A 17,480-nucleotide genomic window follows, 5' to 3' on the forward strand; every position below is an offset into this window, starting at 1 on the left:
GTGTGCTCAGCCCTCGACGAGCTGGCCGGAGAAGCCGCCGGCCGGCGCCTCGCCGCCGAGCGCGCGGGCGATCGTCGTCGCGTTGTGGTCGATCATGCCAACGTAGGTGCCCTCGTACGTGCCCGGCTCGCCCATGGCGTCGGAGTAGAGCTCGCCGCCGATCGCGACGTCGCGGCCGCGCGCCGCTGCGCCCTCGGCGAGCGCGCGCACGTTGCGATCCGACACCGAGCTCTCCACGAACACGGCGCCGACGTCGCGCTCCACGAGCAGGTCGACGAGATCCTCGATGCGCCGCAGCCCTGCCTCGCTCTCCGTGGAGATGCCCTGGATACCCCGAACCTCGTAGCCGTAGGCGCGGCCGAAGTACTGGAACGCGTCGTGAGCGGTGACGAGGACGCGCCGCGCGGGCGGCACCGTCCCAAGCACCTCATCGGCGTAGGCAGCGACGCGCTCGATCTCCCCAAGGTAGTCGGCGGCGTTGGCCCGCAGGCGCGCCTCCTGCGACGGCAGCGCCTCGACGAGCGCGTCCGCAACACGCTCGACCACCTGCACCCAGAGCCGGGGGTCCATCCACACGTGGGGATCGAGCCGCCCGGCGTAGGCGTCGTGGGCGACGAGCGCCTCTCGGGGCAGCGCCTCGGCGACGGCAACCACGTCCTTGCGCCGGGCGAGCGTTGCCAGGAAGTCCTCCATCTGCGCCTCGAGGAAGAGGCCGTGGTGGAGCACGAGGTCGGCGCGGGTCATCGCGGCGATGTCCGTGCGGGTGGCGCGGTAGGCGTGGGGATCGACGCCCGGTCCCATGAGCGCGCGCACCGTGACCGCCTCGCCCCCCACCGCGCGGGCCGCGTCGGCGATCATCGAGGTCGTCGCGACCACCTCGAGCGGGTCTTGCGCCGATGCGCCCGGCGCCGCCGCGGCAACGGGCAGGAGCGCGACGATCGACAGGACGAAGCGGCGGGTCAGGCTCGGCATCGGGGCTCCTCTGCACGGGCGACGATGGTGGCGCCCGCGAAGGCGTATATGAGAAGCATTCGCATCCGATCAACGCGTCCGCCCTTGGGCCGCCCGAGACGCCAGGCACAGGCGGCGCATGAACGGGCACGGGAGGAAGACCGCGGACCCTGGTCCGATGGGTTCAGGCAGCGACGTCGTCCTCCGTGGAGGACATGAGCCGCGCGTTGCCGCCTGCCGCCGCGGTGTCGATGCACAGGTGCCGCTCGAGGACCACCTCGTCGGTGGCCGCGACCACGGGGACGATCGGACCCTCGCGCGCGGCGAGGGCGCGGCGGACGGATGCCACGTCCTCACCCTCGAAGGCCACGGCATCGATGCCGGCGAGCCGCGTGAGCGCTTCGGGGTCGAGGATGCCGGACACGGTGCCGGGCCCCGCGGCGCGCGGCGCCACAAACACCGTCGCGTTGCCGTCCGCCGCGGCGGCGCGGGCCTGTGCCTCGGCCTGGGCAAGGGTTGGCCCGAGGCACAGGACGGTGCCGCGCGGGACCGTCGACAATCGGTTCGATTCACCCGTCGGCCCCGGCAGGTCCGTCACCGACAAGACCCCGCCCGTCGGGCGCGCTGCAGCGAGTGCGCGCTGGACCGCCCCCTCTTGGGCGGCCGGCCCGCGGTCGGCCGGCAGACGGCGCACGGCGCGCCGCGAGAGCCGCGCCACGATGTGCGGCCCACCAGCCTTCGGCCCCGTGCCCGACAGGCCCTCCCCGCCGAACGGCTGCGAGCCGACGACGGCGCCGACCTGGTTGCGGTTGACGTAGATGTTGCCCACCCGCACCCGGCTTACGATGGCCTCCACGCGGTCGTCGATGCGGCTGTGCAGGCCGAAGGTCAGCCCGTAGCCCTTGGCGTTCACCGCGGCGACGACGTCGTCGATGGCGTCCGCCTCGAAGGTCGCAACGTGCAGGACCGGACCGAACACCTCCTTGTCCAGCGCCTCGATGCCGTCGAGTTCGATGACGGTCGGCGGGACGAAGAGCCCGTCCGCGGACGGCGCGATGCCGTGCGCGACGAGGTGCGCGTCGATCGCCTTTTTGGCCGCAGCGTCGATGACCGGCCCCATGTCGGTGGAGGCGTGCCACGGGTCGCTCACGCACAGCGTCGCCATGGCGCCACGCAGCATCGTCATCACGCGCTCAGCGACGTCGCGCTGCACGTAGAGCATGCGCAGCGCCGAGCAGCGCTGGCCCGCACTCTGGAACGCTGAGGTGACGATGTCGCGCACCGCCTGCTCGGGCAACGCGGTGGAATCGACGATCATCGCGTTGAGCCCGCCGGTCTCGGCGACGAGCACGGCGTCGGGGGAGTGCTCGGCGAGCGCGCGGTCGATGGACCTTGCCGTCGCCGTCGAGCCGGTGAAGGCCAACGCTGCGATCCCACGGCACGAGGCGAGCGCCGCCCCCACCGCGCCGCCGCCGGGCGCGAGCTGCAGCGCAGCGCGCGGCACGCCCGCATCATGGAGGAGGCGCGTCGCGAGCGCGGCGACGAGCGGCGTCTGCTCCGCGGGCTTTGCGACGACGGCATTGCCCGCGGCGAGCGCGGCGGCGACCTCGCCGGTGAAGATCGCGAGCGGGAAGTTCCACGGCGCGATGGCGAGCGCGACGCCTGCGGGCTCGGGCGCCAGCCGTTCCGCCTCGCCGGCATAGTACCGCAGGAAGTCGACGGCCTCGCGCAGCTCGGCGACCGCGTCGGCCGGGGTCTTGCCGGCCTCGCGGGCGACGAGCGCGAACACCTCGCCGGCGTGCGCCTCGTAAACGTCCGCCGCACGCCGCAGCATGCGCGCGCGCTCGTCCGGAGCCGCCCAACCGACGCCGGCCGCCGCGGCATCGACGACCTGCTGCGCCGCGCTGGGCTCGAGCTCGGCGACGGTGCCGACGACGTCGTCGGGGCGCGCCGGGTTGACGAGGCTGCGCGCCTCCTGCGTGGCGACGTCGATGGCGGTGAGCGGCTCCGCGTGCCACGTCGCCTTCCGCCACGGCGCCCGCGCCGCCTCGAACGCGGCGAGGCCGACGGGGTCGGCAAGGTCCCAGCCGGCGGCGTTCCGTCGGGCCTGGCCGAAGAGCTCCGGCGGCTGCCTCAGCCGCCGATTGACCGGCGGGGCCTCGCCGAGCGCGGCGAACGGATCGCGCGCCACGGCCTCGGCGGACAAGCGAGCGTCCACGATCTGGTTCGCGAACGAGGAGTTCGCGCCGTTCTCCAGGAGGCGCCGCACGAGGTAGGCGAGGAGGTCCTCGTGCGCGCCCACCGGGGCGTAGATCCGGCACGGCACCTCGGCATCGCGCCGCACGACCTCGTGCAGCGCCTCGCCCATGCCGTGCAGGCGCTGCAGCTCGAACCTCGTGTCGCGTCCGGCCATCGCGAGCACCGCGGCGACGGTGTGCGCGTTGTGCGTCGCGAACTGCGGGTAGAGCCGCGGCGCGCGGTCGAGGAGCGCGCGCGCGCAGGCAAGGTAGGAGACGTCGGAGCCCGCCTTGCGGGTGAACACCGGGAAGCTCTCGGTGCCGACGACCTGCGCGCGCTTGATCTCGCTGTCCCAGTACGCCCCCTTCACCAGGCGGACCATGATGCGCCGGCCGGTCGACCGCGCGAGGGCGTCAAGCCAGTCGACGACGGGGAGCGCGCGCCGACCATAGGCCTGGACGACGACGCCGAAGCCCTCCCACCCGGCGAGCGCTGGGTCGGCGGTCACGCGCTCGATGACGTCGAGGGAGAGGTCGAGGCGGTCCTGCTCCTCAGCGTCGATGTTGAGGCCAAGGTTCGCCCGTGCCGCCTGCCTCGCGAGCCCCCTCACGACCTCGACGAGCGCGGGGACGCACGTCTCCCGGTGCGCCGTCTCGTACCGCGGATGAAGCGCGGAGAGCTTGATGGAGATGCCGGGGTTCGCCTCGGCCGAGGCGGCGGGGTCGGCCCGCTCGGCGAGCGCCGAGGTGGCCTCCTCGTACGCCACGCGATAGCGCGCCGCGTCGTCGTGGGTGCGCGCCGCCTCGCCCAACATGTCGTAGGAGTACGTGTAACCGACCGCCTCCATGTCGGCGGCCCGGCGCATGGCCTCCTCGATGGTCTCGCCGAGGACGAACTGGCGGCCGAGCCGCCGCATCGCCTCCCCCACCGCGACGCGGATGACCGGCTCGCCGAGGCGCCTCAGCGCGCCGCGCAGCGCCCCCAAAACGCCACGCTCGCCATCGTCGGCGAGCACGCGGCCGGTGAGGAGGAGCGCCCAGGTGGAGGCGTTGACCAGGGACGAGGACGACCGGCCGAGGTGCCGGCCCCAGTCCGACGGTGCGATCTTGTCCTCGATGAGCGCGTCGATGGTGTGCCCGTCCGGCACGCGCAGCAGCGCCTCGGCAAGGCACATGAGCGCGATGCCCTCGTCGGTCGACAGGCCGTACTCGGCGAGGAACGTCTCCATGAGCCCCGGCGAGGCGTCCTCGCGCACACGGCGCACCCAGCCCGCGGCGCGACGGGACACGGCCGCGCGCGTGACCTCGTCGAGCCGCGCCGTCGCCTCGAGGCCGCGCAGCAGCTCCGCCTCGTCCGCCAAGGTGGCCGCGCGGACGGCCGCGCGGGCGTGATCGAGCTCAGTCATGGCCGTGCCCTCCCAACTGCACGCCCAAAAATATCGCGTCGGCGATGCGGCAACGCGAGGGGCGCGCGACGCTGTTCGTCAGAAGCCGAACCGGCCGCGGCGCGAGGCCTTGGGAAGGTAGGTCTCGACGAGCTCGGTCATCCGGGCGTTGCGCGCGGCACCGCTGCGACCCCCGATCACCACGGCGATGACGTGCTTGCCGCCGCGCCGCACGGAGGCGACCAGGTTGTAGCCCGACGCGCGGATGTAGCCGGTCTTGATGCCGTCGACCCCATCGAGCTGGGCGAGCAGGCGGTTGGTGTTCGTCCAAGTGCGGCCGTTGTGGGTGAGGCTGCGCGTCGCGAAGTAGGTGTACCAGCTTGGAAAGTCGTCCGACAACGCCCTGCCGAGGACCGCCATGTCGCGCGCTGTCGTCACTTGGCGGGGGTCGGGCAGTCCCGACGCGTTGACGAAGGTGGTGCGCGACATGCCGAGCGCGCGCGCCTTCTGCGTCATGCGTCGCGCGAACGCCTCCTCCGAGCCGGCAAGCTCCTCGGCGACGACGACGGCGACGTCGTTGGCCGAGCGCACGGCAAGCGCACGCGCCGCGGTGTCGGCGGTGATGCGGGAGCCTGCCTTGAGGCCGAGGCGGGCCGACGGCCGGCTCGCTGCCTCCTCGCTCACCGCAAGCGAGGACCCGCGCGATAGGCGGCCGGCGTCGAGCTCCTCGAACAGGAGGTAGAGCGTCATCATCTTGGTGAGCGAGGCCGGGTAGCGCAGGCTCGATCCGTTCGCCTCGTGCAGCACCCTGCCCGACCGCCCATCGATCACGACGGCAGCGTAGGCGCGCGGCGTGACCGCTGGTGTCTCGATCGGTGCCGCCGCCGCACCGATCGGCTCTTGCAACCCGATCGGCGCCGCCTGCTCGACGGGCGGAGCGGACGAGCAGCCCGCGACGAGTGCCGCAGCGGCGGCGAGTAACCAGCGACGCATCAGGAATTCCCAACTGTGCGCGCACGTTAGCCGCGAAGCGCCGGGCCTGTCGCCAGGTCCGTGTTCGTCGGCGTCGCTGCTGCACCGCAAATGTGCGCACACGTTGCAGGGATGCCGCGCCACCACCGGACGCTCGGCCGTCGCTCGCCTGAAGTCATTCCGTGCGATCAACGTCAAGGGCTCGCATTCCAGTCAGATGTGCGGTAAATCAAAGGCGCGTCCTTCAGCCATAGATTGCAGAGCGTGTTGCATCATTCCAATCGAGGATCATCATGGCGCGAGCTGGCTCTTTCACGACGACTTCGTTCAACGCGGACGGTGGCTACATCGTCAGGGACATCTCGGACGAGATTGCAGCGAACGATTTCGCCGTGTTCCTGCGTGAGCTTGCATCCATGCGCACGATCGACATTGGGACCGACGCTCCGGTGGACGCAGAGGTGCTGCGCTTCCTGCTCGCCCAGCTGCGCGAGGCGCCGATCGACGACGGGACCAAGCAGCTCGATGTGCGCGAGGTGCGCCACGCGGTGCAGGACATCGAGGCGACCGGCGGCTTTCGCGACGCCTGGGTGATCGGCGACGACGATGGCGGTCGGCTCGCCGGGTCGCAGGGCGCGGACGTCATACTGGCGCGCGACGGCAACGACCGCGTCGTCGCCCGCGCCGGGTCGGACTTCATCGACGGCGGTGCGGGCCGCGACGTGCTGCTCGGCGGCCGTGGCGACGACCGGTTGAAGGGTGACGACGGTCGCGACGTCCTGGAGGGCGATCGCGGCAACGACACGCTGCACGGCGGCGCCGGCAACGACACGCTGGTCGGCCAGGAGGACGCCGACACCTTCCTGTTCACCGCGGAGGACTTCGACAGCCGCGACACCAGCGACGTCATCGAGGACTATGACGCCGGCGAAGGGGACCAGATCGTCGACCTCACCGGCACGCTGACGGTCGTCGCGTCGGGCCGCATCGGGGCATTCGACGGCAGCGGAACGCTGCTCGCCACCAACGACGGCGACCGCGTGTTCGTCCGCGGCGCGTTCCTCACCCAGGACGACGTGCTGAACGAGCTCACCGAGCCATGGGCGCCGAACCGAAGTGGCGGGGCCGATGCAGCGGCCGACCCCTACGAGCTGCGGGTGCGGAGCGTCGGCACGACCTACGAGGGCACCGACCTCGTCGAGAGGTTCGAGGTCACGATGGTCAACCTTACGACGCAGCCGATCATCAACGTCGCCGACCTCGACGTGCGCCTCATCGAGGCGGACGACGTTGCCGTCCTTCCCGACCGAACCCATGGTGCCACGTACTCCGACGGCGTGTTCGACCTTTCAGGGAGCGGACCGCGCTCCGTCGACTCGAAGGTCGGGGTCGAGCTGTTCGGCTTCTCCGTGAAGAACCGCGCGGCGGACATCGCCATCGACGCGGACGCGCTGCGGCCCATCGGCTTCGTCCCCGAAGGCCCGTCCGGTCCCATCAGCGCGCGCGCCAGCTTCGCGCTGGACGTTGCCGTGTTCGACCTGTTCAACGACGGCGGGTCGGCCGAGGTCTACATCACCAACACCGGCAACAGGACCCTTCGCGACCTCGACGGGCTCGACTTCGCGTTCACCGAGACCGGCGTGCGCGACGTCATCACCACGTGGGGCGCCACCTTCGGCGACGACACGTTCTTCGTCAGCCCGTGGGGCGAGGGCGATCCGCACCCCTCGATCGCACCGGGTGCCCGCGTCAAGCTGTTCGGCTTCACCTTCACGAGCCGCGCGCCGAGCGAGGACCTCGTCGACCCCAGCGACTTCACGCTGACCAGCTCGTTCGAGGACCTCCTCACGTGAGCGTTCCTGACGACTAAGTGTTTGATCCCGGGTCTCCTCGGACCCGGATAAGATGTTCTAGCCCGTTGATCGAGAGCGGTCCTCTTGGGGTTGGGTGGTTTCCACCCAACCCCAAACCGCCCTAGCCGCCGGGGCCCGAGCTCAACCCGTGCGGCAGCGGCGCGTCGGCGAGCCCCTGCTCGCTGAGGCAGCGCTCCAGCGCCGAGCGCAGGCCCTCCTCGAACGTCGGGTGGTACGTCGGTGCCGCGATGATCTCTTGCACGGTCATCCCGTGCTGCATGGCGAGCGCGAGGGTGTGGGCGAGGTGCTCGGCGCGCGGACCGAACATCTCCGCCCCGAGCACGCGGCAGCTGCCCCTTTCGGTGTAGACGTGCGCGCGACCCGCAGCCTCGTTCATGACGATCGCGCGGCCCTGCTCGGACCAGTCCACGACGCCGGTGCTGAAGGCGGCGCCGCGCGCGATGAGCTCCCGATGCGTCTCGCCGACCATCGCGATCTGCGGCTCGCAGTAGACGACGGTGAGCGGCACGTAGCGGGCGTTTGGTCGGGGGGCTTCCAAGCCCGAGTTGGCCCCCGCGATCCGCCCGGTCGCCGCGGCCTCGTGGAGGAGCGGCGCGTCGTTCATCACGTCGCCGGCGATGTAGATCGGCGCGTCGCCGCAACGGCCGCTGGAGCGGTCGTAGCGCGGCACGCCGTCGTCGTCGAACTCCAACGAGGTCGACGCGAGGTTGAGGTCCGCCACGTTCGGCGTACGGCCGATGGTGACGAGGATCGTGTCGTAGGTGGCTGCGAAGTCCCGCCCATCGGCAGCGTAGCGGACCGTCGCCCCGCGCGAGCCGCCGTCGATCGAGTGCAGCGTGTGGTCCGGCACGAAGTCGAGCACGGAGGTGAAGTGCGCTCGCGCGGCCTCGAGCACCCCCTCGTCGGTGAGTGGACCCACTACATCATCCTTGCCGAACAGGCGCACGTTGACGCCGAGCCGAGAGAGCGCCTGTCCGATCTCGAGGCCGATGATGCCGCCGCCGAACACCGCGACGGACGCGGGAAGGTCCGTCCACTCGAACACGTCGTCGCTGGTCTCGTGCTTGGTGGCGCGAAAGGTGTCGGGCACCACCGCGGAGGAGCCAGTGGCGATGACGACGGCCTTCGCGTTCACCACGACCTCGCGGCCGTCGACGTCGACGAGGAGGCGCGTGTCGCCGTCGAAGCGGGCCCGACCGGTCAGCGTTGCGTCCCGGGGCAGCCCGTCGATGCCGTCGAGCACGTGGCTGACGAACCTGTCGCGCAGGGTGCGGACGCGCTCCATGACGGCGCGCCCATCGACCTTCGGCTCGCCCACATCGATGCCGAAGGTTGAAGCCCCGCGCGCGTGCTGCGCCGCGGCGGCGGCGGCGATGAGGAGCTTGGAGGGCATGCACCCCACCCTCGCGCAGGTGGTGCCGTAAGGCCCCTCCTCGATCAGGAGCACGCTGTCCGTCGCCTTGCGCGCCATGCGCATCGCGCTCATGCCCGCGGTCCCCGCGCCGATCACCGCGACGTCCACCGTCCGTTCGCTCATGAAGGTCCTCCCTTGGCCGGACAAGCCGCGCGCGCGGCTTCGGTTCCGGTTGCGACGGTGCGTCCGGCTGCCCTGCGGGCCCATCGGCTCCATGATCCCTTCGCCAGGAGGGCAGGATGGTCGCAACGTTCGAGCCGACACGGTCGGCGGGCTTGGCTCGCCTCGCGGGCTTCGTGCCGCGCAGCGGGCGCGCCTACGCTGCCGAGCGCAACCATGACCGCGGGCCCGATGGCCATACCTCGGTCTCGCGCCTCAGCCCGTACCTGCGCCACCGGCTCGTCCTGGAGCGCGAGGTGATCGCCGCGGTGACCGAGCGTTACGCCCTCTCCACCGCGGACAAGTTCGTCAACGAGGTTTACTGGCGGACCTACTTCAAGGGCTTTCTGGAGCGACGCCCGACCATCTGGTCGCACTACCGCGCACGCCTTGCCGCACATCGTGAGGCCGTCGCCCGCGATGGCGCGCTCGCCCGCGACCTCGCTGCCGCGGAGGCGGGCGAGACGGGCATCGACGCGTTCGACCACTGGGCGCGCGAGCTCGACGACACCGCGTACCTGCACAACCACGCGCGCATGTGGTTCGCCTCGATCTGGATCTTCACGCTGCGCCTGCCCTGGGAGCTCGGCGCGGACCTCTTCCTGCGCCGCCTCGTCGATGGTGATCCCGCCTCCAACACGCTGTCCTGGCGCTGGGTCGCAGGGCTGCACACCAAGGGCCGCACCTACCTTGCGCGGGCCGACAACATCGCTCGCTACACCGAGGGCAGGGTTCGAGCGACGGGGCTCGCCACCGCGGCACCTCCCCTCACCGAGGAGGTCGACCATCCGCTGCGTCCCGTCCCCGACCCTCCCCCCGTGCCGGATGGCGCGGTCCTGTGGCTCATCACCGAGGAGGACTGCGCCAGCGAGGACCTCGCCGCCGGCGCGAACGTCGCGGGCGCGCTCGCGACGGTGTCGGCTGCGGACCGCTCGCACGGCGAGGTGGCCCCGACCGTGCTCGCGTTCACCCGCGGCGCCGTCGCCGACGCCGCGGCGCGCTGCGGCGCGCCGTCCCCGGTGCCGCTCGACGGTGACGCGCTCGTCGCGGCTGCGCGGGAGGCTCGGACCGACGTCATCGCCTTCAGCTACGCGCCGGTCGGTCCGGTCGCGGACCGCCTCGCCGCCGCGCGCCCGGGGCTCTCTTCTGCTGGCGTGCGCCTCGTCCCCGTGCTGCGGCCGGAGGACCCTCCGGCATGGCAGCAATCGGACCGCGGCTTCTTCAAGCTGAGGAAGGCGATCCCGAGGCTCGTCGCCGCTTGAACGGCACGCGCCAGGCTGGCATGAGGCGCAGCACCATGCGGCTCCTCCTCGTCGGCGCGTTGGCGCTCAACCTCTCTGGCTGCGGTTGGCTCGGGCTCGACGGGCGCGAGGTGCCGACGCTCACCGCCTCGCCGGTCGCCCGCGAGCGCAGCGTCGACCCTAGGGAAGCGGCGCGGCTCATCAACGCCCACCGCGCTGCGAACGGGCTGGCGGCGCTCGCCGTCGACCCGGTGCTCAGCAGCATCGCGGCGGACACCGCGGACAGGCTCGCAGGGCGCGACCGGTTGAAGACGGCCATGCATACGTCGGGCGGGCTGTCGCGACGGCTGCGCGCCGCGCGCTACGACGCGGACCGTGCCGCCGAGAACCTTGGCGCCGGGTACCCGACGCTCCTGATGGCCGTGGACGGCTGGAAGGGCTCGAAGGGGCATAACGCCAACCTGCTCAACCCTGACCTCACGCGCATGGGCATCGGCCTTGCCCTGACCGACGAGGGCCGCTTCCACTCCTACTGGGTGCTGCTCCTCGCCCGACCGAGCGAGGCGGCTTGAGCCTGCCCGCGGACAGCCGCAGCCTCCGACCCACCGAACGCCTTCAACGCGTCCTCGAGGCTGGCGTTGGCCGAGCCCCGCGGGGCCGCCTTCGGCTGGCCCGGGTCCGGCGCCCAGCCGGACAGGAACGCGAAGGCGAACGTGGCGCGCACCCGCCCGTCCGGGTCGGCGTAGCGTTCCCGGTAGATCGCGTCGGCCGTCGCGAACAGTCGGCGCGGTGCCGGCGAGCGGCGGGCGAGGATGCGTCGCAGCCCCATCGCCTCAAGGTCGGCGACAAGCCCGTCGATCCCGTCGTAGCGCGCGGTGACGCGCAACTCGTCGCTGACCGGCAGCGCGAAGCCCGCCTTGGCGAGCCCGTCGCCCCAGCGCCGTACGTCGCCGAACGGGGCGACGCGCAACGTTGCGCCGCCGGTCAGCTCGGCCTCTGCCGCGATCAGCGATTCGCGGAGCTCGTCGAGGGTGCCCGACGCCGCGACCGCGCCGAGGAACAGCCCGTCCGGCTGCAGCGTTGCGCGCACCTCGCCGAGCGCCGACACCGGATCGTCGGCGAGGTGCAGCTCGTTGATCGAGATCGCGAGGTCGAAGGCGCGTGCGAAGGGCATCGCAAGGTCGGCGACGACGTCCGGCCGGTCCGCAACGCTCGGCCCGACCTTCAGCGCAGAGAGGCCGGCGTCGCCCCAGACCCTCGCGAGCGCCGGCGTCGACGGGCCACCAACGAGGATCGAGCCGAACGTGCGACGCACCAGCGCCAGGCGCTCGACGATCTCCTGGGCCGCCGTGACGTGTAGGAAGTCCGCCCCGGCGAGCTGGGGCCTGTCGCGGAGCACCGCGCGGTCGAACATCATCGCGCCGAGCTAGGGCGCTCGGCGCGCGTGTGCCAGCCGCCCGCGCGCAGCTTGCATCTTTGAGTTGCAAGTCCGTCGTGGTACTGAGGACGATGATCGTCGAGGAGATCCCCGCCCCCCTTCCAAGGCGTACGGCCATCCGGGCTTGCGTCGGTGCGTTGGGACGGGTGGGGCTCAACGCGCTCGTGCCGGCGCTCTGCCTCGGCTGCCGGCGTCCGCTCATCGACCCACGCACCCTGTGCGGCCCGTGCTGGCGCGAGCTGGAGCTCATCGTGCCGCCCCTGTGCGACGTCACTGGAACGCCGCTCGCCTACGACGCCGGGCCGGGGGCGCGCTCCCGCGAGCTCTCCTGGAACCATCCGCTGCCGGATAAGACCCGCGCAGCCGCGGTGTTCGGCCCGATGAGCCAGCGCCTCGTCCACCAACTCAAGTACCAGGACGTGCCCGGCGTCGCCGCCCTGATGGCGCGGTGATGGCGGGCGCCTGCGCCGACGTCACGGACGGCGCGGACGTGCTCGTGCCCATGCCGCTGCACTACCGGCGCCTCGTCACCCGCAGGTTCAACCAGGCGGTCCTCCTCGCGGACGCGCTCTCTCACCTCGTCGGCGTGCCTGTGAACCGGTTCGCGGTGCGTCGCGTCCGTTCCACGCGCCAGCAGGTCGGGCTTTCGCGCGAGGCGAGGGCGGAGAACCTCGAGCGCGCGTTCCGCGTCGCCGACCGCACAGCGATCGAAGGACGCACGGTCGTCATCGTCGACGACGTGCTGACGACCGGGGCGAGCGCCGACGCCCTCACGCTCGCCCTGTCGGCCGCTGGCGCCCGCGCGGTGCGCCTCGCCGTGTTCGCCAAGGTGATTCGGCCGGCAAGCCGGGAGCCAGCGTAAGGGCGCAGGTTGTTCGCCGGGTGTTCATGTCTATCTGACATTCCATGTCGGGTTCGGTGCCGGGAAGGGGCGAGATGGTCACCGTCGAAATCTACACCCGCGACCTGTGCGGGTATTGCACGCAGGCCAAGCGCCTCTTGGAGGCGAAGGGTGTCGACCTCGTCGAGCACAACGCCACCCGTGACCCCTCCCAACGCGAGACCATGATGAAGCGCAGCGGCAAGCGGACCTTCCCGCAGATCTTCGTCGGCGAGCGTCACGTCGGTGGCTGCGACGACCTGATGGCCCTCGAGCGGTCCGGCAAGCTCGACGCCGCGCTCGCCGGCGAGGTGCGGCGGTGAGGGTGGCCGCGGTTCAGCTGCGCTCCACCGCGAGCCCCGAGGAGAACCGGGACGCCGTGGTGCGCCTGGTGCGCGAGGCGGCCGGCCGCGGCGCGACCTACGTGCAGACCCCCGAAGTTACCAACTTCGTCCAGCGCGACCGTGCAGCCGCCACCAAGCTCATCGTGCCCGAGCGGGAGGATGTCACCCTCGCCGCGCTCCGGGCGCTGGCGGCCGAGCTGTCGATCACGGTCCACATCGGCTCCCTTGCCGTCCGCGACGGTGCAGCCTGGCGCAACCGCGGCCTCATGATCGACCCAGAGGGCGAGGTCGTCGCGCGCTACGACAAGATTCACATGTTCGACGTCGCGCTCCCGAGCGGCGAGACGTTCCGCGAAAGCGCCACCTACACCGCCGGCGACGGCGTCGTGCTGGTGGACGTCGGCGGGGCCAAGGTCGGCATGACGATCTGCTTCGACCTGCGCTTCCCCCGCCTCTACGAGGAGCTCGCGGTCGCCGGCGCCACCGTGCTGACCGCGCCGTCGGCCTTCGCCGCCTCCACCGGGCGGGACCACTGGCACGCGCTGCTGCGCGTCCGGGCCATCGAGAACGGCGCCTTCATGATCGCGGCGGCGCAGGAGGGACTGCACCAGGATGGCCGAAAGACCTACGGGCATTCGATGATCGTGGCTCCCTGGGGCGACGTCCTCGCGGAGGCGACCGACACGCCGTCCGTGATCGTCGCCGACCTCGACCTGTCGCTGGTGGAGCGCATGCGCGGGCAGATCCCGGTTCTTTCAGCGCGCAGGCCCTTCACCGTGCGCCACGCGACCCGCGCCGTCGACGTCGGCGACGAGCGCGTGCCCATCGCTTACGCCCAGGAGGACCGCGGGGCGGGACCGGAAGAGGCACAGAGGCCGTCCGCGGCCGCGCCGGGGCTGCGTCGCGCGTCATGATCAGGTACGCCCTGCGCTGCCCTGACGACCACCGCTTCGAGGGCTGGTTTGGTTCGTCCACGGCATTCGACCGCCAGCGCGCCAGCGCACAGCTCGCGTGTCCGGTCTGCGGCTCGTCCGAGGTCGACCGCGCGCTGATGGCGCCCGCCGTCGTCGGTCCTGCGCGCGCCCACGCCGTCGAGGCGGACGACGCACCGACCGCGGACGCACCGGCGCCGCCGCTCGCGTCGGACGGACCGCCGGCGACCGTCGCCCTGCTGGACGAGAAGGCACAAAAGCTGCGCGCCCTCCTGCGCAGCGTGCGTGAGGCTGCCAAGGCGCACGGCGTCGACGTCGGTCGCCGCTTCCCCGATGAGGCGCGCCGGATGCACTACGGTGAGACCGAGCACCGCGGCATCTACGGCGAGGCGGACCTTCACGAGGCACGAGCCCTCCTGGAGGAGGGCATCGACATCATCCCCCTGCCTATGCTTCCCGACGAGCGCAACTAGCGTTGGAACGCCTCGAGTGAGCGTAAACAAGGGTCGCCGAGCGCAAGGACGCCGAATCACAGTCGAAGACGGTGCTGCGACGCGGGCGCGGATCGGCGGCAACCGCAGTGCGCTCGAGGCAGCGACGCGCTGCGGGGCAGGCGCTCGTCGGCTGTCGATCCGCGCCGGAGACCAGCAAGCAATCGGCCCGCCCCCTTGCCTCGTCTGTTTGCCTCGTTTGTCGGGTCTGCGCCAGCGTTGGTGGTCGCGCGACCTCTGGTCGATGGCACCGGGGCCGATGGGCAACGGCTAAAGCACCCGCCCCACGACCGGTCGCCCTCCATCCACAGGGACCTTGTCGTTGACGAACTGGCGCTTGGTCTCCCGCGGCGCCCCTTGCATCCTCTTCAGCAGCCTCGTCATGGCGCGCGAGCTGCCATCCGCGTGCCCCCTGACGCGGGCTTCGCGTGGCCTCGGCCGCGTCCCCATCAACGATCGGTCAAATCTCATCGGCTTTGGTCTGCCCTCGTTCACGCAGGGAGCGACATGGACCGGCACCATTTGAGCGACGCGATGTTGGGGGGCGATCATCCAGCCGTTCTTGCCGACGAAGGGGCGTGCCTCAGGTGGAGGACCGACGGGTGATCGACTGCATCCTCTGGCGGTTCCGGACCGGGTCGCCCTGGGGCGTGCCCGAGCGCTGCGGACCACGCACGACGCTTTACAACCGCTTCGTCCGATGGCGGGCGAAGGGCATCTGGGACCGCATCCTGGCCGCCGTAGCCGAAGCTTATGACGGGGACATCGTCATGATCGACGCCTCATGCGTGCGCGTCCATCAGCACGACGCCGCCTTGCAAAGGGGGGCGGGGACGAACGCTGCATGGGCCGTTCCCGCGGCGGCCTAACCGCGAAGATCAACGCCCTCGTCGATCCCGAGGGACGACCCTTCGCCTCGCGCTGACGCGCGGACTGGCCGCGACGCACCGGCTGCCTCGGCCTGATCGACGGCCTCGCGCCAGCCTCCATCCTCATCGCCGACCGGGCATAGGGAGCCAACGCGATCCGCGCGCACGCGAGCGGAGGCGGCGCGTGGGCCCCCATCCCGCCACGCGTGATCAGCAAGAACACGTTCGCCTTCAGCCGCCGCCTTTACCCCGAGCCAGCTCGTCGAGTGGTTCGTCAATCGGACCAAGAGCTTCCGCTGCATCGCCACGCGGTCCGATCGCCGGCCTGACAACGTCCGCGCCGCCATCACCCTTGCAGCGATCCGCACCTGGATCGCCGCGAAGTGAGTCCGCGGCCCTGGGGACCTGACCAAAAAGGCTTGGCGTAGGCGCCCGACGAAGATCCGCACGGGATGGTTCGGAGGGCGGTTCGAGGGATGGGAACGGGTTAGGATCACCCGCGCCTTCGGCAGCGATGGACGGGCCTCCCCCCTGGCATGTCGTCCGGATAGGAGTGCCTTCGGCCCATCGTGATCTCCTTCGCAGATCGTCGGATCGAGGCGCGGACGCAGGCCAGCGCCGGCCGGACTTACATCTGCAGCCGGCGGGGCGAAACGCCCCGTGGCGAGCGGGCGCGTGCGACTTATCTTTCTGACGTGAGCAAGGACAAGGTGCATACTCCCGCTCCGGCCGAGGGCCGCACGCCGGCAGCCTCGAGCCGCGGCGACATCGACGCGTTCCTGGCGCGGGCGCGCGCCACCGCGCCGCCGGTGAGCGGGCGCGGGCGGCTGATCTTCGCCCTCGACGCCACCATGAGCCGGCAGCCCACATGGGACCGCGCCTGCCAGGTCCAAGCGGGCATGTTCGCCGAGGCGGCCTCCGTCGGCGGGCTCGACATCCAGCTCGTCTACTTCCGCGGGTTCCGCGAGTGCCGCGCCTCCAAGTGGGTGTCGGACGGCGGCCGGCTCGGTGAGCTGATGACCGGCATCACGTGCCGCGGCGGGCTCACCCAGATCCGCAAGGTGCTGGCGCGGGCCATCGAGGAGACTCGGAGGGCGCCCGTACAGGCCCTCGTCTACATCGGCGATGCCGTGGAGGAGGACATCGACCTCCTGTGCGACAGGGCCGGCGAGCTCGGCCTCCTCAAGGTGCCGATCTTCCTGTTCCAGGAGCGACGCGACCCCGCGGCCTCCCAGGCGTTCGCCGAGATGGCGCGGCTGTCCCGGGGCGCGCACCTCACCTTCGACGACGCGGCGGGCGGCGAGCTCGCGCGGCTCCTGAGGGCCGTCGCGGTCTACGCCGCCGGCGGCCGCAGGGCGCTCGCCGACCGCTCGCGAGGGGGGGATGGTGGAGCGCGACTGCTGCTCGAGAAGCTGTCGTGATCGTCCTGCTGCTGCCCCTCATCGCGGGGCTGATCCTGCTGGTGGCGATGCTTGCCGCGGCGAGGTGGTTCGCCCACGCGAACCCCGCGACGCTCGCTCGCACGGTGCGCACCGGAGGCAGCGTCGGGCTGATCCTCGTCGGCCTCCTGCTCCTCCTGCGTGGGCAGTTGCTCCTCGGCGGCAGCCTGATCGCCGCCGGGCTCGGCCGACTGCGTGGGCACGCCCGAGGCACGGGGCCGTTCGGCGGTGCGGGACCGTTCGGCGGGGCAGGTCCGTTCGGCACCGGCGGACCCTTCGCCGGTCCGTTCGGCGGATCGCCGCAGGGGGGCTTCGGCGGCGATCCACGCGCGCGCTCGGCCGGGCGAGCATCCTCGGTGCGCACCGCCTCGCTGGACGCGCGGCTCGACCACGATAGTGGCGAGATGGACGCAACCGTGCGGCGCGGCCGCTTCGCCGGGCGCACGCTGGGGAGCCTGTCCCTTGCCGAGCTCTACGCGCTGCGGCGCGACCTTGCAGGGATCGGCGATGCGGGGGGGCGTGAGGAGGACAGCCTACTCCTCGTCGAGGCTTACCTCGACCGGCGCGAGCCCGGTTGGCGCGACGACGACGAGGCCGACGCGCACGCGCGGTCGCGTGGCGCGGGCGGCGCGGGCGGCGCGGACCCTGGCGGCGGCGCGATGGGCGAGGACGAGGCCTACGACGTGCTCGGCCTCGAGCGCGGCGCGTCCGAGGCCGAGGTGCGCGCAGCGCACCGCCGCTTGATGAAGCAGGTCCACCCCGACCAGGGCGGTTCCACGTTTCTGGCGGCCAAGCTCAATGAGGCCAAGGACGTCCTCGTGCGACGAAGGTGAGGCAACGCTCATCGGTCCACT

At 71.8% G+C, this 17,480-nt stretch carries 15 protein-coding genes and 1 pseudogene; 11 read left to right on the forward strand and 5 right to left on the reverse strand.

What is annotated here, in order from left to right:
- Positions 1-6 precede the first annotated feature (6 nt).
- The 3 genes from ACOOE8_RS01200 to ACOOE8_RS01210 form a co-directional block, all read right to left on the reverse strand.
- The gene (locus ACOOE8_RS01200; RefSeq protein ID WP_420393089.1) at positions 7-972 is read right to left on the reverse strand and encodes a metal ABC transporter solute-binding protein, Zn/Mn family; all 966 of its coding nucleotides are present in this window, start codon (positions 970-972) and stop codon (positions 7-9) included.
- Positions 973-1,135: 163 nt separating this feature from the next.
- Complete coding sequence (gene putA, locus ACOOE8_RS01205) at positions 1,136-4,594, reverse strand: bifunctional proline dehydrogenase/L-glutamate gamma-semialdehyde dehydrogenase PutA (protein ID WP_420393090.1); 3,459 nt, start codon at positions 4,592-4,594, stop codon at positions 1,136-1,138.
- Between the two features lie 78 nt (positions 4,595-4,672).
- Positions 4,673-5,566 (reverse strand): D-alanyl-D-alanine carboxypeptidase family protein, encoded by an 894-nt coding sequence (locus ACOOE8_RS01210; protein WP_420393091.1) that lies wholly within the window; start codon positions 5,564-5,566, stop codon positions 4,673-4,675.
- A 272-nt stretch (positions 5,567-5,838) separates the two neighbouring features.
- Here ACOOE8_RS01210 and ACOOE8_RS01215 point away from each other — a divergent pair, with 272 nt between their 5' ends.
- Complete coding sequence (locus tag ACOOE8_RS01215; RefSeq protein WP_420393092.1) at positions 5,839-7,398, forward strand: calcium-binding protein; 1,560 nt, start codon at positions 5,839-5,841, stop codon at positions 7,396-7,398.
- Between the two features lie 121 nt (positions 7,399-7,519).
- On the opposite strand, the gene ACOOE8_RS01220 is transcribed toward ACOOE8_RS01215, so the two are convergent.
- Positions 7,520-8,956, reverse strand: a complete 1,437-nt coding sequence (locus ACOOE8_RS01220; protein WP_420393093.1) for a dihydrolipoyl dehydrogenase — start codon at positions 8,954-8,956, stop codon at positions 7,520-7,522.
- A gap of 116 nt (positions 8,957-9,072) precedes the next feature.
- On the opposite strand from ACOOE8_RS01220, the gene ACOOE8_RS01225 reads away from it, so the two are divergent.
- Together ACOOE8_RS01225 and ACOOE8_RS01230 are read left to right on the forward strand one after the other, a co-directional pair.
- Complete coding sequence (locus ACOOE8_RS01225) at positions 9,073-10,254, forward strand: FAD-binding domain-containing protein (RefSeq protein WP_420393094.1); 1,182 nt, start codon at positions 9,073-9,075, stop codon at positions 10,252-10,254.
- 20 nt (positions 10,255-10,274) lie between these two features.
- On the forward strand, positions 10,275-10,805 hold the full coding sequence (locus ACOOE8_RS01230; protein ID WP_420393095.1) for a CAP domain-containing protein: 531 nt from the start codon (positions 10,275-10,277) through the stop codon (positions 10,803-10,805).
- Here the strand turns inward: ACOOE8_RS01230 and ACOOE8_RS01235 are convergent.
- Positions 10,763-11,650 (reverse strand): methyltransferase domain-containing protein, encoded by an 888-nt coding sequence (locus tag ACOOE8_RS01235; RefSeq protein ID WP_420393096.1) that lies wholly within the window; start codon positions 11,648-11,650, stop codon positions 10,763-10,765. The two genes, ACOOE8_RS01230 and ACOOE8_RS01235, sit on opposite strands and share 43 nt — an antisense overlap.
- 77 nt (positions 11,651-11,727) lie before the next feature.
- On the opposite strand from ACOOE8_RS01235, the gene ACOOE8_RS01240 reads away from it, so the two are divergent.
- The 8 genes and pseudogenes from ACOOE8_RS01240 to ACOOE8_RS01275 all read left to right on the forward strand — a co-directional run bounded on the left by ACOOE8_RS01240 (position 11,728) and on the right by ACOOE8_RS01275 (position 17,459).
- Positions 11,728-12,123, forward strand: a complete 396-nt coding sequence (locus tag ACOOE8_RS01240) for a double zinc ribbon domain-containing protein (protein WP_420393097.1) — start codon at positions 11,728-11,730, stop codon at positions 12,121-12,123.
- Entirely contained in the window at positions 12,123-12,533 is a 411-nt protein-coding gene (locus ACOOE8_RS01245; RefSeq protein ID WP_420393098.1) for a ComF family protein, read from the forward strand. The genes ACOOE8_RS01240 and ACOOE8_RS01245 overlap by 1 nt, the downstream gene beginning before the upstream one ends.
- Positions 12,534-12,607: 74 nt before the next feature.
- Complete coding sequence (gene grxC, locus ACOOE8_RS01250; RefSeq protein ID WP_420393099.1) at positions 12,608-12,874, forward strand: glutaredoxin 3; 267 nt, start codon at positions 12,608-12,610, stop codon at positions 12,872-12,874.
- Between the two features lie 2 nt (positions 12,875-12,876).
- Positions 12,877-13,809, forward strand: coding sequence for a carbon-nitrogen hydrolase family protein (locus ACOOE8_RS01255; RefSeq protein WP_420393100.1), 933 nt, complete (start codon positions 12,877-12,879; stop codon positions 13,807-13,809).
- The gene (locus ACOOE8_RS01260) at positions 13,806-14,300 is read left to right on the forward strand and encodes a DUF1178 family protein (protein WP_420393101.1); all 495 of its coding nucleotides are present in this window, start codon (positions 13,806-13,808) and stop codon (positions 14,298-14,300) included. The genes ACOOE8_RS01255 and ACOOE8_RS01260 overlap by 4 nt, the downstream gene beginning before the upstream one ends.
- A 590-nt stretch (positions 14,301-14,890) precedes the next feature.
- A pseudogene (locus ACOOE8_RS01265) lies at positions 14,891-15,574 on the forward strand (IS5 family transposase); the annotation flags it as partial.
- A gap of 308 nt (positions 15,575-15,882) precedes the next feature.
- Positions 15,883-16,608: a VWA domain-containing protein gene (locus ACOOE8_RS01270; RefSeq protein WP_420393102.1), complete on the forward strand. Its 726-nt coding sequence runs from the start codon at positions 15,883-15,885 to the stop codon at positions 16,606-16,608.
- A complete protein-coding gene (locus ACOOE8_RS01275; RefSeq protein WP_420393103.1) occupies positions 16,605-17,459 on the forward strand; it encodes a DnaJ domain-containing protein in 855 nt (284 codons plus the stop codon). Before ACOOE8_RS01270 ends, ACOOE8_RS01275 begins: the two co-directional genes overlap by 4 nt.
- Positions 17,460-17,480 lie beyond the last annotated feature (21 nt).

The organism is Acuticoccus sp., assembly GCF_965213555.1.
Classification (GTDB): Bacteria; Pseudomonadota; Alphaproteobacteria; order Rhizobiales; family Amorphaceae; genus Acuticoccus.